This window comes from Pseudomonas sp. GV105 (assembly GCF_003058185.1).
Lineage (GTDB): Bacteria > Pseudomonadota > Gammaproteobacteria > Pseudomonadales > Pseudomonadaceae > Aquipseudomonas > Aquipseudomonas veronii.
Map to the genome: position 1 here is coordinate 253,061 of NZ_QBUF01000001.1, position 13,108 is coordinate 266,168.

At 61.2% G+C, this 13,108-nt stretch carries 11 protein-coding genes; 7 read left to right on the forward strand and 4 right to left on the reverse strand.

Annotation, left to right across the window (positions count from 1 at the left end; genetic code table 11):
* The 3 genes from C8K66_RS01155 to C8K66_RS01165 all read right to left on the reverse strand — a co-directional run bounded on the left by C8K66_RS01155 (position 1) and on the right by C8K66_RS01165 (position 3,010).
* On the reverse strand, positions 1-426 hold the full coding sequence (locus C8K66_RS01155; protein WP_046383380.1) for a potassium channel family protein: 426 nt from the start codon (positions 424-426) through the stop codon (positions 1-3).
* A gap of 33 nt (positions 427-459) precedes the next feature.
* Positions 460-2,283: an ATP-dependent zinc metalloprotease FtsH gene (gene ftsH, locus C8K66_RS01160; protein ID WP_108524064.1), complete on the reverse strand. Its 1,824-nt coding sequence runs from the start codon at positions 2,281-2,283 to the stop codon at positions 460-462.
* 79 nt (positions 2,284-2,362) lie between these two features.
* Positions 2,363-3,010: a BON domain-containing protein gene (locus tag C8K66_RS01165; protein ID WP_017845759.1), complete on the reverse strand. Its 648-nt coding sequence runs from the start codon at positions 3,008-3,010 to the stop codon at positions 2,363-2,365.
* A 283-nt stretch (positions 3,011-3,293) separates the two neighbouring features.
* On the opposite strand from C8K66_RS01165, the gene C8K66_RS01170 reads away from it, so the two are divergent.
* From C8K66_RS01170 to C8K66_RS01180, 3 genes are all read left to right on the forward strand, one after another.
* A complete protein-coding gene (locus tag C8K66_RS01170) occupies positions 3,294-4,214 on the forward strand; it encodes a universal stress protein (RefSeq protein ID WP_046383382.1) in 921 nt (306 codons plus the stop codon).
* Between the two features lie 35 nt (positions 4,215-4,249).
* A complete protein-coding gene (locus C8K66_RS01175; RefSeq protein WP_046383383.1) occupies positions 4,250-5,632 on the forward strand; it encodes an MBL fold metallo-hydrolase RNA specificity domain-containing protein in 1,383 nt (460 codons plus the stop codon).
* 126 nt (positions 5,633-5,758) lie between these two features.
* Positions 5,759-6,439, forward strand: a complete 681-nt coding sequence (locus C8K66_RS01180) for a BON domain-containing protein (RefSeq protein ID WP_017845762.1) — start codon at positions 5,759-5,761, stop codon at positions 6,437-6,439.
* 10 nt (positions 6,440-6,449) lie between these two features.
* On the opposite strand, the gene C8K66_RS01185 is transcribed toward C8K66_RS01180, so the two are convergent.
* Positions 6,450-8,294 carry a response regulator gene (locus tag C8K66_RS01185; RefSeq protein ID WP_108524065.1) on the reverse strand — a complete coding sequence of 615 codons (1,845 nt, stop codon included), beginning with the start codon at positions 8,292-8,294 and terminating at the stop codon, positions 6,450-6,452.
* 399 nt (positions 8,295-8,693) lie between these two features.
* On the opposite strand from C8K66_RS01185, the gene C8K66_RS01190 reads away from it, so the two are divergent.
* The 4 genes from C8K66_RS01190 (at position 8,694) to C8K66_RS01205 (ending at position 13,063) form a co-directional block, all read left to right on the forward strand.
* Entirely contained in the window at positions 8,694-10,076 is a 1,383-nt protein-coding gene (locus C8K66_RS01190) for an NAD-dependent succinate-semialdehyde dehydrogenase (protein ID WP_017845764.1), read from the forward strand.
* 63 nt (positions 10,077-10,139) lie between these two features.
* Entirely contained in the window at positions 10,140-11,279 is a 1,140-nt protein-coding gene (locus C8K66_RS01195) for an NAD(P) transhydrogenase subunit alpha (RefSeq protein WP_108524066.1), read from the forward strand.
* Positions 11,276-11,617, forward strand: coding sequence for an NAD(P) transhydrogenase subunit alpha (locus C8K66_RS01200; protein ID WP_017845766.1), 342 nt, complete (start codon positions 11,276-11,278; stop codon positions 11,615-11,617). The genes C8K66_RS01195 and C8K66_RS01200 overlap by 4 nt, the downstream gene beginning before the upstream one ends.
* 9 nt (positions 11,618-11,626) lie before the next feature.
* The gene (locus tag C8K66_RS01205) at positions 11,627-13,063 is read left to right on the forward strand and encodes an NAD(P)(+) transhydrogenase (Re/Si-specific) subunit beta (protein WP_017845767.1); all 1,437 of its coding nucleotides are present in this window, start codon (positions 11,627-11,629) and stop codon (positions 13,061-13,063) included.
* Positions 13,064-13,108: the final 45 nt, after the last annotated feature.

Sequence of the window (13,108 nt, forward strand, 5' to 3'; positions counted from 1 at the left end):
CTACTTGTTCTTCCAGTACTTCTGCATTTCCAGGAACAGAAAGGACGCCGTCCACGTGATCAGCACCAGACCGGTCAGCGCTTGCAGGCCGGTCAGGAACTTGATGTGGCCCATGGGGGTGATGTCGCCGAAACCGATGGTGGTGTAGGTCGTGAAGGAAAAGTACACGCAGTCCATGAACGAGCCATCGAACTGGCCCGACAGGCTGCCCCACTCGCCGTCGCGTGTCATCAGGTAATAGACCAAGGCGAAGCACCAGACTTCGATCGCGTGGGCGAGCAGGGCACCGAATACTCCGATGACCATCCTGAAGCGGCTCCAGACCTTGAGCCGCGGCAACCAGTCGTTCAGGCGCAACAGGCATTCGTAATGAATGACCACGGCGATGATGACCACCAGCGTATTAATCAGCGTGACGGCCAGCATGGCGAGCCTCAGTGCGTGGTTTCAGGGCGACGCTCAACCTGCGGCGACCGGCACGGGTTTCATTGGCAGCAGCGCGGGGAAGTCCTCTGGGGTCAGGCTTTCCTTTTCCATCAACAGGCGCGCGCCGGCCTCCAGGTCGGCGCGATGTGCCTGGAGTAGGCTCTTGGCGCGGGCGTAGGCCTCGTCGAGCAGGCCGCGTATACACAGGTCGACTTCCCTGGCGGTCTGTTCCGAATAATCTTTCTGCCCCGTACTCTGCATCTGCTCACCCAGGTAGGTCATGTTTTGTCGCTCCAGCACCGACTGCCCCAGTTCGGCGCTCATGCCGAAGCGGGTCACCAACTGCCGGGCGATATCGGTCGCACGGGCCAGGTCATCGGCGGCCCCGGTGGACGTCTGAGCATATATCAGAAATTCGGCGGCGCGGCCGGCCATCAGCACGACGATGCGGTCCTTGAGCATCTGGCAACTGATCAGGAAGTGGTCCTCCGTCGGGCGCTGCAGCGTGTAGCCCAACGAGCCAATGGCGCGCGGCACGATGGACACCTTGTGTACTGGGTCCATGGCCGGCAGGTGGCTCGCCGCCAGTGCATGGCCCATCTCGTGGTACGCCACCACCTGGCGTTCTTCGGGGCGCAGCACGCTGCTCTTGCGTTCGATGCCCGCGATCAGGCGTTCCACGGCCGCGGTGAAGTCGTCCAGGCCGACCGTGTCGGCGCCACGGCGGGTGGCGACAATCGCCGCTTCGTTGACCAGGTTCGCCAGGTCGGCGCCGGTGAAACCGGTGGTGATGTCGGCAATGCGCTCGCTGTCGAGGGCCTTGTCCACGGTGATTTTCTGCAGGTGGACCTTGAGAATCGCCTGCCGCCCCTTGCGGTCAGGGCGATCGATCAACACCTGGCGGTCGATCCGGCCGGCACGCAGCAGCGCCGGGTCGAGAATCTCCGGGCGATTGGTTGCGGCGAGCAGCACCACACCCTCGCGGGGATCGAAGCCGTCCAGTTCGGCCAGGAGCTGGTTGAGGGTCTGTTCCTTTTCGTCATTGCCGCCCATTACACCGACGCCACGCATCTTGCCCAGGGCATCCAGTTCATCGATGAAAATGATGCACGGCGCCGCTTGGCGCGCCTGTTCGAACAGATCGTGGACCCGCGCGGCGCCGACGCCGACGAACATCTCGACGAATTCCGAGCCCGAGATCGAGAAAAACGGCACCCCGGCTTCGCCGGCGATGGCTTTGGCCACCAGGGTCTTGCCGGTGCCCGGCGGACCGACCAGCAGCGTGCCTTTGGGAATATGCGCGCCCAGCCGTGCGTACTTGGCCTTGTCCTTGAGGAACGAGACGATCTCCACCAGTTCGGCCTTGGCTTCGTCGATGCCGGCGACATCCGCGAAGGTGATCCCGGTGTCGCGCTGGACAAACACCTTGGCCCGGGACTTGCCGATGTTCATCAGCCCGCCCAGGCCCTGTTTTTCCGCGACGCCGCGAAACAAAAAGTGCCAGACCACCATGATCAGCATAAAAGGCAGCAGCCAACCCAGCAGGCCGCTTAAAAAGGTATTGTCAGTGACCCCGGTGAAGCTCGCGCCCGACTGCGCCAGGCTGGTGGCCAACGTCGGGTCGACCCGCACCGTCGTGAACAGGTTATGGCCGTCGATCGGCACTTGCAGCTTGCCGCTGATCTGGTCTTTCTCGACCTGCAGGTCGCTGACTTTCTGCTCGTTCAGCAACTGCAGAAACTGACTGTACGGAATGCTTTGCACCACGCGGTGTTCCGTCCATAGAAACTGCACAACGGTGAACACGACAAACGCGGTCAGAAAGTAAGACAGGTTCCACTGATGGTTCTTTTTCATGACCTTGACTCAAAAAAGGGCACGCAAGGCAGACACAAACGTTGGATGCCCCAGTCGGCGCACTGGAGCCTGCATCACCTCAGGCGAGCAGCAGGTGATCTTCCACCCGCGTGACGCCCGGCACCGACCAGGCTGCCCGTTCTACGAGCTTGCGCTCGCGCCACAGGTGAACCTTGCCGTCGAGCCGGACCACATCACCGTCGACCCTGACATGAATATCCTTGGCGTCCACTTCAGCATTGCGTTTGAGCGCATCTTCGATGCGTTTGCGGATATCGACGATGTCTACCCGCGGGCTCAGGGTCAGCCGATTATCCACTCCAAGCACGCCGGACAGCTTGCGCACCGCCTTCTCTACGGTTTCTTTCTGGTACTGCCAGTCGACTTGGCCTTCGAGGGTGATCCAGCCGTTCTGAACGATGACCTTAACCGCATTCGCCGGTACGTCGGCGCTCCAGTTGATGATGCTCAGGGCGCGGGAGGCGATGGTGTCGTCCGCGGTTCCGGCGCCTTTGTGCAGGCGCACCTGGATCTCCTCGGCGACTGCGCGCACGCCTTTGATGCCTTTTACCGCGCGCTCGGCGCAGACCTTCTGTTCATAGCTACTGACATGTCCGGTGAGCGTGACAACGCCGTTTTCCACGGCAACACCGATGCTGGCTGCATCGATCTGCGGTTGGAATTCAAGCTCTTCCATAATGGCTTTGCGCAAACTCAAGTCGCTCATGATGGTGTCCTCAATCGAATTCGTGGCTGATGACGGGCCGAGAGTGGCCAGTCACTGGTTTCTACGCTCGAACCACGGAAAATCATTGAGCTATATCAACAAGGCCTGAGTGATTCACTCATTGTTTGAAAGCCAGCCATTAGTTGACAAAGATCAGAGCGCGCGCCCTATGGCGCCAGATACTTGACCGACGGTTTTCAGTCACAACAACAGGGCACCACGCTACTCGCTAGGACGTCGGGTTGCTGTCAGGTGATTACATGCGCCCAGGCCGAGGTATCTAATGCTGCCACTCAAACGTATTTTATTGATTGCACCCTCGGAGATGACACGCACCCCGGCCTTTGACCGGGCTCAGGCACTGGCCATTGCAACCGGCGCGTTGTTGCACATTGTGGCGTTTGATTATGTCGCATCGCTGGAGGTGGCCGGCCTGTTTGACCATGACGCGATGGCCCGGGCCAGGGAAGGCTACCTGCAGGTCCATCGCCACTGGTTGGAGCAGCAAGTGCGCTTTCAACGGCGTGCGGGGCTGGCGGTCAGCTGTGAAGTGGTGTGGGCCAAACCCAACCTGGCGCACGTGCTGGCGTATGTGAACGACTTTCACGCCGACCTGGTGATCAAGGACGTCCAGCACGTCTCGGCCCTTGACCGGACCTTCCATCAACCCCTGGATTGGCTGTTGTTGCGCGATTGTCCGGCCTGCCTGCACCTGGTCACCGACGCCAGGCACCCCAAACCGTTGAAAGTACTCGCGGCCATTGACCTGTCGCACCTCGAAGAACTGACATACGGGCTGAACGAGCGCGTGCTCGAACTGGCTTCGACATTGGCGCATGTGTGTGATGCCCATCTGCACCTGCTCAATGTCAGCAACTGGTCGGTGGTGGGCGATACCCCCACGAGCGTGCCGACCCAAAGCCTGGATAGCAGTTTGGGCGAGGCGGTCAATGACGCGCAGGTGGAAGCCTTCGATGTGCTCGCCGAACGCTATGGGGTCGAGCAGGAACGCCAACATGTGCTGACCGGCATTCCGCACAAAGTGATCAGCTTGTTCGCCCGGCGCAATGCATTCGACGTGGTGGTGCTAGGCACGGTCTATCGCGACAAGCTTGACCGGCTGATCGGCAGCACCGCCGAGAGTGTGCTGAACCGCACCTCCTGCAGTTTGATGATCGTCAAGCCATCACCCTGGGTTGACTGAAACCACCGATCCCATGAGACCTCAAGGACATAGCCATGCGTATGACATTTCTCGGGGCGGCCGGTACGGTCACCGGCAGCAAGTACTTGCTGGAGCATCGCGACCTGCACGTACTGATCGATTGCGGCCTGTTCCAGGGCTATAAGCAATTGCGCCTGCACAACTGGGACACGTTCCAGCTGCCGGTTCAAGACCTGCACGCCATCGTGTTGACCCACGCCCACCTGGACCACAGCGGCTACCTGCCGGTACTGGTGCGCAACGGCTATCGCGGGCCGGTGTATGCCACGCCGGCCACCTGCGAGCTGGCGAAAATCCTCCTGCGCGACAGTGGCCGCCTGCAGGAAGAAGAGGCCGAATTCGCCAATCGGCATGGTTTCTCCAAGCACGACCCGGCGCTGCCGCTCTATACCGAACAGGACGCCGAGCGCGCGTTGAAGCTGCTGCGGCCGATCGAGCTGCACCACCGGGTCGCGATCGCGCCGGGCTTGACCATCCTGCTGCGTGACGCCGGGCATATTCTTGGCGCGGCGACGGTCGAAGTCGTCGCCGATGGCGTCACGCTGGTGTGTTCCGGCGACCTGGGGCGGCCAAACGATCCCCTGATGTTCGCCCCGGAAACCATCGAGCAGACCGATTACCTGCTGGTGGAATCCACCTACGGCGATCGTCGACACCCCGCTGAGCCTCCCGAACAGCAACTGGCGGACGTGATCAACCGCACGGCGCTGCGGCGCGGCATCACCCTGGTGCCGTCGTTTGCGGTGGGGCGCGCGCAACTGCTGATGTATCACCTGTATCGACTCAAACAACAGCATGCGATCCCGGACCTGCCGATCTACCTCAACAGCCCGATGGCCACCGAGGTCACCCGCCTGTACCAGCGTTTTCGCTCTGAGCATCGGCTGTCGCTGGAGGACTGCCAGGGTATGTGCGATGGCACGCACTTTGTGTGTTCCGTGCAACAGTCGATTGACCTGGACCAGCAGCGCACCCCCGCGATCATCATTGCCGCCAGTGGCATGGCCACCGGTGGGCGGGTGCTGCACCACCTCAAGGCGCTGGCGCCCAACCCGCTCAACACCCTGTTGGTGCCAGGCTTTCAGGCCGGCGGCACACGTGGCGCGCAGATTGTCGCGGGTGTGCCGTCGGTGCGTATCCACGGCCAGGACGTGCCGATCAACGCCGAGGTGGTGCCGATGCAAACCCTGTCCGCGCACGCCGATGCCGATGAAATCATGCAGTGGCTGCGCGGCTTCAAGCGTGCGCCGAAACACACCTACGTCGTACACGGCGAGCCGAACGCCTCGGACGTGCTGCGGCGGCGCATCAGCCAGGAACTGGGCTGGTCGGTGTCGGTGCCGGAGTATCGGGACAGTGTCGAACTGCCGGCGGTCGCGCAGCCTTTGCCGGTCTAGGGCGAAAAAACGCGCCTGAATCACCGCTCCCGCGCCAAGGATGGGTACTTTCCGACCTGCTGAAAAACATCGCAACCGGATACGCTTTGGCTGATTGAGACTTTTGAAAAACTCTGGAGCTTTTTTATGAATACCGATGAAAAGCTTAGGCAACAGGTGATCGAAGAACTGAATTGGGACCTGGCACTTAAAGCCGATCAGATTTTGGTTCAAGTGTCCGATGGCATCGTCACGCTTTCCGGCAATGTCGCCAGTCACGCCGAGCGCTGGCACGCGGAACAGGCGGTCGCACATGTCGCCGGTGTCGTGGATCTGCTCAACCAGATCGATGTCGTGCTGCCTTCCAGTCATGTGCGGACCGACAGCGATCTCGTCGCGGCCGCCGTTTCCGCATTGCAATGGAATACCTCGCTGGCGGACCACCGCGTCAAAGTCAGCGTGACCGATGGCTGGCTGGTGCTCAGCGGAGAAGTGGACTCTGAGCATCAGCGCCAGACGGCCGGCTATGCGGTGCGCTATCTGCAAGGGATCAAGGGGATCAGTAACGATATCGTCGTCAAGGCCCATGCCTCTGCGCAAACCATCAAGACCGATATCGAATCAGCGTTTCGCCGCAAGGCGATCATCGATGCCCACGCTATCGACGTGCGTGTGGAAGGTGGGGAAGTCACGCTCTCGGGGGTTGTCGGATCGCTCCCGGAGCGGGATATGGCGCGGTTGACGGCATCGGGCACTGCGGGTGTGCAGAAGGTTGTCGACAATCTGATGGTATCGCCCAGCGGCCTTGAATCGCCGGGTTCGACATAACCGTCCGCGATTACCCGCCGATGAGTCCATTGCGTTTGTCATTGGCAGCCGCCGAGAGTGTTTTTTCGCCGGCTGCCAGGGCGATGCGGGCGAGTTCGGGAATTGACCTGGCTTCGGTCCTGCTCATGATCGACGCTCGGTGCTTTTCCACTGTCCGTTGACTGATCCCCAGGTTGGCAGCGATGTTTTTGCTCGGATGACCGTCCAGCACCATCGCCAGAATCTGGCGCTGCCGTGCGGTGAGGTGGTTGATATGGTCAATCGCAGCCTTGCGAAGGACCTGGGAACTCTCGGTTGCGACTTGGCTGGCCAACGCTTTCTTTACGCTGGTTAACAGCTGCTGATAACGAAACGGCTTTTCAATGAAGTCGCATACCCCAGCCTTCATCGCATCGACGACATCGGCAACGCGACTGTTGCAACTGATCATCAGAACGGGCAACTCGTCGCCCTGTGCTTTAAGACGGGCCACCGTCTCAAGCCCGCTGATGCCCGAGCGGCGCGCATCAATGATCAGGCAGCCCGGTTGGTCAGCGGTATAACTGTCGAGAAACTGCTCGGCAGCGCCGTAGTCGCGCACCAGGTAACCTTCCGACTCCAATAGCGTGCGCAAGTCGCTGCGCAGCACGGCGTCGTCGTCCACCACGTAAATAACGGGTTGGCGCGACGGGGGCATGGCGTGAACAGCGTGTACTTCGGCGTGTGTACTCAATGCACTGGCGAGGGTGACGCGCAGCAGGTTCAGGCTCACCGGTTTGCGAAGGAGCATGCAGTCGGCGGTCAGGGCGGACTGGGAAACCTGCTTTTTCGTCTCGGCGGTTAATATGACCGCGGGTGTGGCTCGACTGAATTGATCGCGAATCTTTTGCACCAGTTGGACACCGTCCGAGGACCGCTCGAGCACATGCTCGGTCAAGATCAGGTCCGGTTGAATGCCCGAGCGCGCGATCCATTCCAACGCGGCGACGCTATCGCGCACCGCTGCCGTTCGATAGCCCAGCGCCCCCAAACCGCAACTGAGCATATCGCCTAGCAGGGCGTCCGGTTCCACGATCAACAGCAGGCACGTGCGAGCCATGCCCAGCGCTCGAGCGTTCTGTTGCCTGCGCGCGCCGGGCTGAACGACTGACGGCGATAACGGCGCGCTGATGGAGATCAGCGTCGCGCGTTCGTCGGCGGTTTTGACCTGAAGCTGTAAACCCAGCATCGCGCTGAGTTCCGCTATCGAGCGAAGGGCAGGCTTGCCACAGGCACCCGGCAACGAAGCCTCATAGACAGGCATCGACACGATACGCAAGGCGTCGTCGCGGCTTTTGCAGCCCGCGAACCACAGCTCGATGCTCAGCCACTCCGAGTGGCGCCTGCAGCCCAGTGTCAGGCGCAGCGTACTGGTACTGTCCATGATGTTGGCAAGCAGACCGCTCAAGAGTTGCCTGAGGCAATCGGGAAGGCTCCTGACCCACGACGAACACGGCACGATCCGCAGGTTGCGGTGCTGGGCGGCGGCCAACGGCAAAAAGTCTTGAGCCAATGCCTTGAAGAGGGCCTGTATGGGGAAATCCACCGCTGCGTGGCGATCATAGTCTGTCGCGGGGGCGGGTTGGTCGAGCCCGAATCGACTCAACAATTTCTCCAGCGTGGCATCCAATTGTTCAAGCACCCTGCGCGCCGGTGTCGCGGGGTCGAATTCACAGGCCTCAAGCTGCCCGACGATGAGTGAAACCAATTGCGCGGTCTGGCGAAGTTTCTGATCGATGCCGCCCAACCGTTCAGCGGGGAGAGGACAGTAGGCCGATGCCGGGCCTGATGCCTGACGTGGCAACACATCTTCCGACATGGATTGCTTGACTTGCATGATTACCCCTCCTGACAAGACGCAAAGTCGTATTGCCTGATGCGCAATCCTATGCAGTTTGTAAGGCGGCTTAATTGATCTATGTAAGTATTTACCGAGCCCCGACGGTTCTAAACCGCTCGGTTGATCGCGAGCGAGCAGGCCGTTCACGCTGAGCGCCTTGTTCAGGCCGCCTTTCGGTTCACATCACCGCGCTTTGCGCCAACGAAGTGCGCCGACGGCACCGTTAGAGTGCCCGTTCTTCAGGCCCTGGCCCGGGCTCAAGGGGGCAGACGTAAGTAGTTTCCGACGCTAGCCAGCTGAATGCATTCAGGCCAACGTAATGCCGGTTCGTGGGGACGGCGGCTGAAGGTAGCCGGTTGACGTTGGTTAACTCAATCTCATGGGAAGGCAACCGTTATGGCTTATACAACGATCAATCCATACAACGGCGAGTTGCTCGCACAATTCGATACGCTGACGGCTGAGCAACTGGAGCACAAACTGGCGGCTGCGGCGCAGTGCTATGCGACGTGGAAACACACAACGTATGCCCAGCGCGCCTCGATCATCGCGAAGGCCGGTGAATTGATGCATCAGCGCTTCGATGCCCTGGCCCGTAAGATCACGCTGGAAATGGGCAAGCGCATCGACGAGGCCCGAGGCGAAGTCAAATTCAGCGCCGATATCATGGCGTACTACGCCAAGAACGCGGAACGCTTCCTGGCCCCGCAAGCGCTGGAGCCGAGCCAAGGCGAGGCGCACATGGAGAGCAGCCCCATCGGCGTGATCTTCGGGGTCGAACCGTGGAACTTTCCGTTCTATCAGTTGGCTCGCGTGGCCGGTCCGCATTTGATGGCAGGCAACGTGCTGGTGATCAAGCATGCCGGTTGCGTGCCTCAATGCGCGATGGCCTTCGAGCAAATCCTGCTCGAAGCCGGCGCGCCTGCCGGGCTTTATACCAACTTGTCGATCTCCCATGAACAGTCCAGACAGGTGGTCGATGACCCGCGTGTTCGCGGGGTTGCACTGACCGGCAGTGTCGCCGCGGGCCGCAGCCTGGCGGCCTGGGCCGGGCAGAACCTGAAACCGTCTTCCATGGAGCTGGGCGGCAGCGACGCGTTCATTGTGCTGGAAGACGCCGACCTGGAGCTGGCCGTCAAATGGGCGATCTGGGGGCGGATGTACAACTGCGGGCAGACCTGTTGCGCGGCAAAACGCTTCATTGTCGTGGATAAGGTCGCCGATGCGTTCCTGAAGGGCTTTCAGGCCGGACTCGCGGCGCTGAAACCCGGCGATCCCATGGACGAAGCGACGACCCTGGGCCCGCTGTCTTCGGAAGCGGCATTGGTGCAGTTGCTCGGGCAGGTTCGCACGGCGACCGATCACGGTGCGAAGGTTCTGCTCGGGGGCACACGTATCGATCGCCCCGGCGCCTTTATGACGCCGACCATTCTCACCGACATCGCCCCTGAAAACCCGGCGTTCCGGGATGAGTTCTTCGGCCCGGTGGCGCTGTTTTTCCGCGTCAAGGACGAAGATGCCGCGATTGCCCTGGCCAACGACTCCGACTTCGGCCTGGGCGGCTCGGTGTTTACACGTGACCTGGACAGGGGGCGTCGTGTGGCAAGTCGCGTCGAGACCGGGATGATGTTCATCAACAACATCAGTTGGAGCGACGCCGAGTTGCCCTTTGGCGGCATCAAGGACTCCGGCTATGGCCGCGAGTTGGGCGACATGGGTATCCAGCAGTTCGTGAATAAAAAACTGGTGCGTTACGTGTTGGCTCAGGCGCCGGTCTGAAGCCTTGTCCTGTTTACATTCCGGGTGCCCGGCCATGCGCGGGTGCCTTCAACGGAGCGCGCGATGTACGTCAATGTGGCTGTGCTGAAAGAAACCCACCCGCACGAACGACGTGTGGCCCTCGTGCCTGGCCTCTGCGCGAAGTTATGCGCGCTGGGGGCAAGGCTTCATATGCAGACGGGGGCGGGTGAAGCGAGTTTTTTGCCGGACGCTGCTTATTCGGATGTGCTGTTCGTGTCCAGTGGCGGACAGTGGCTGCATGAGGCCGATGTGCTTCTCGCGGTGCAGGCGCCCTCGCTGGAAGTCGTAGGCAAGATGAAGCCCGGGTCGGTACTCCTGTGTTTTGTGTATGCGCAGAAGAATCCGGCCTTGGTGCAACGTTTACTGGAGCGCCAAATCACGTGTTTTGCCATGGAGCGCCTGCCGCGCATCACGCGGGCCCAGTCGATGGATGCACTGTCCAGTCAATCGGCGTTGTCTGGGTACTATGCGGTCCAACTGGGCTCGGTGCAGATGTCTCGCATCCTGCCAAAAGTCACCACCGCGGCGGGTATCGTGGGGCCGGCGCGGGTATTGGTCCTGGGGTTGGGCGTGGCGGGGCTGGAGGCGATCGCGACTGCCCATCGCCTGGGCGCGGTGGTGGAGGGCTACGACGTGCGCCCGGAAACCGCGGAACAGGCGCGGTCCCTGGGGGCCGAGTTTGTCGATGTCGGGGTCGATGCGCGAGGCAAGGGCGGCTATGCACGGGAGCTGAGTGAGGCAGAGAAAACCCAAGTCGCTCAAGTGCTGACGGAGCATATCCAACAGGCGGACCTGGTCATTACCACGGCGGCAGTGCCGGGGCGGCCGTCTCCGCGCCTGATCTGTGCCGCGCAGCTTGCCGGGATGAAGCCTGGCGCGGTGATCGTCGATCTTGGCGCCGAAGGCGGCGGCAACTGCGAAGGCTGCGTGCCCGGACAGACCGTCACGATCGGTCGGGTAACCCTGATGGCGCCGTTGAATCTGCCCTCATCGTTGAGCCAGGACGCCAGCCTGCTGTATGCGAAAAACCAGTTCAACCTGTTGGCGCTGATGTTGAAGAACAACGTCATCAGCATCGACTGGGACGATCAGATTCTGGCGCAAACGGTACTCACCCACGCCGGCAAACTCATGCATTCGCTGAACCCGGCGGATGCCGCAACCCAGGAGAAGACCTCATGAACAGTGTTGGCTTCGTCGGGCTTTATATTTTCATGCTCGCCGCGTTCGCCGGCTGGGTCATCATCGGGCGGGTCCCGGCGATTCTGCACACGCCGTTGATGTCGGGCTCGAATTTTATCCATGGCATCGTGGTGATCGGCGGGCTTATCGGCCTGCTCGATGCGGCGAGCGTGGCCGAACAGGCGGCTGGTTTTGTCGCGGTGTTGCTGGGCGCGGGGAATGCCGCGGGCGGGTACGCCGTCACGGGCCGAATGCTGGCGATGTTCCAGACCAGCGCGCCGGAACCCAAGCGGCGCAAAGCTCATCACTCTGCCACCCGGAAGCCTGAAAAGGTTTGAGGTTTGACCATGTTGATTATGACGTCGCAGTGGCTGATAGGGCTGGTGTATTTCTTCGCCGCTTTTCTACTGATTTTCGGGTTGTGGCGCATGTCTTCGCCGGTCACGGCGGCCGGTGGCATCCATGTCGCCGGTTGGGGCATGGCAGCCGCCGTTATCGTGAGTTTTCTCTACGTATTTTCGGTGAGTGAGGCGGCCCGGCCACATTTGCCTGTCAACGTCAGCCTCGCGCTCGTCGCGCTGCTGCTGGGCGGTGGCGCAGCGTGGTGGAGCGGGCGCAAGGCGGCCATGACCGCCATGCCGCAGATGGTCGCGATATACAACGGCATGGGCGGGGGCGCTGCCGCCGCGATCGCCGCCATGGAGTTGTTCGGGGGCCGAGTGTTCGACCTTTCCGCATTGGCCGGCACCTTGTTTGGCGCGTTGATCGGTGCGATTTCGTTATCCGGCTCCTTGATTGCCTGGGCCAAGTTGGATGGCCGCATCAACAAACCACTGCACATGAAAGGCCTGCAACTGATCAACGCCTTGCTGATGCTGGTGACGCTGTGCGTAGGCGCTTGGCTGATGGTGGTCATGCACGCCGAACACGGTTCGTTGAACGGCGTGCTGTGGTTGATTGGAGTGTTCTTCGGCTGCGCGCTGTTGTTCGGTGTGCTGATGACGTTGCCCATCGGCGGTGCCGATATGCCGGTGGTCATCTCCATCTACAATGCCTTCACCGGCCTGGCGGTCGGCCTGGAAGGGTTTGTGTTGCAGGTTCCGGCCATGATGATCGCCGGCATGCTGGTCGGCGCTGCGGGCGTGCTGCTCACATTGCTGATGGCCAAGGCCATGAATCGCACGGTCGCGCATGTGCTGTTTGCCCGATTTGGTGGCCAACCCGTGCGCAAAGGCGCGGCGATCGTGGGTGAGCTCAAGCCGACGGCGGCGAGTGATGCCGGCGTCGCCATGCGGTACGCCAATAAAGTCATCATCGTGCCCGGTTATGGCCTGGCCGTGGCGCAGGGCCAACAAAAGCTCTATGAGTTCGTGAAGTTGTTACAGGCCCACGGCGTGCTTGTGCGATTCGCGGTCCACCCGGTGGCGGGGCGTATGCCGGGACAAATGGACGTGCTACTGGCAGAGGCCGGTGTGCCTTACGACCTGATCTTCCAGTTGGACGACATCAACACCGATTTCGCCGACACCGATGTGGTGTTGGTGATCGGGGCAAACGACGTGGTCAACCCCGCCGCGCGCAGCGACAAAGCCTCGCCCATCTACGGCATGCCGATCCTCGATGTGGACAAGGCTCATCACGTGTACGTGGTCAAGCGCGGGGAGGGCAAGGGCTATGCTGGTATTCAGAACCAGCTGTTTTATGCGGAAAACTGCAACATGGTGTACGGCGATGCACAGGCCGTCCTGGTCAAGATGATCGAGGCGGTCAGAGGCTTGGGGTAACCAAGCGGGGCGACGTCACCGCGCAGGCGGTGAGTGACTTCAGTA

Coding starts and splice junctions, on each gene's coding strand:
- C8K66_RS01175 (WP_046383383.1), top strand. CDS start 4,250: ATGCGTATGACATTTCTCGGGGCGGCCGGTACGGTCACCGGCAGCAAG.
- C8K66_RS01170 (WP_046383382.1), top strand. CDS start 3,294: ATGCTGCCACTCAAACGTATTTTATTGATTGCACCCTCGGAGATGACA.
- C8K66_RS01205 (WP_017845767.1), top strand. CDS start 11,627: ATGTTGATTATGACGTCGCAGTGGCTGATAGGGCTGGTGTATTTCTTC.
- C8K66_RS01165 (WP_017845759.1), bottom strand. CDS start 3,010: ATGAGCGACTTGAGTTTGCGCAAAGCCATTATGGAAGAGCTTGAATTC.
- C8K66_RS01185 (WP_108524065.1), bottom strand. CDS start 8,294: ATGCAAGTCAAGCAATCCATGTCGGAAGATGTGTTGCCACGTCAGGCA.
- ftsH (WP_108524064.1), bottom strand. CDS start 2,283: ATGAAAAAGAACCATCAGTGGAACCTGTCTTACTTTCTGACCGCGTTT.
- C8K66_RS01195 (WP_108524066.1), top strand. CDS start 10,140: ATGTACGTCAATGTGGCTGTGCTGAAAGAAACCCACCCGCACGAACGA.
- C8K66_RS01190 (WP_017845764.1), top strand. CDS start 8,694: ATGGCTTATACAACGATCAATCCATACAACGGCGAGTTGCTCGCACAA.
- C8K66_RS01180 (WP_017845762.1), top strand. CDS start 5,759: ATGAATACCGATGAAAAGCTTAGGCAACAGGTGATCGAAGAACTGAAT.
- C8K66_RS01200 (WP_017845766.1), top strand. CDS start 11,276: ATGAACAGTGTTGGCTTCGTCGGGCTTTATATTTTCATGCTCGCCGCG.
- C8K66_RS01155 (WP_046383380.1), bottom strand. CDS start 426: ATGCTGGCCGTCACGCTGATTAATACGCTGGTGGTCATCATCGCCGTG.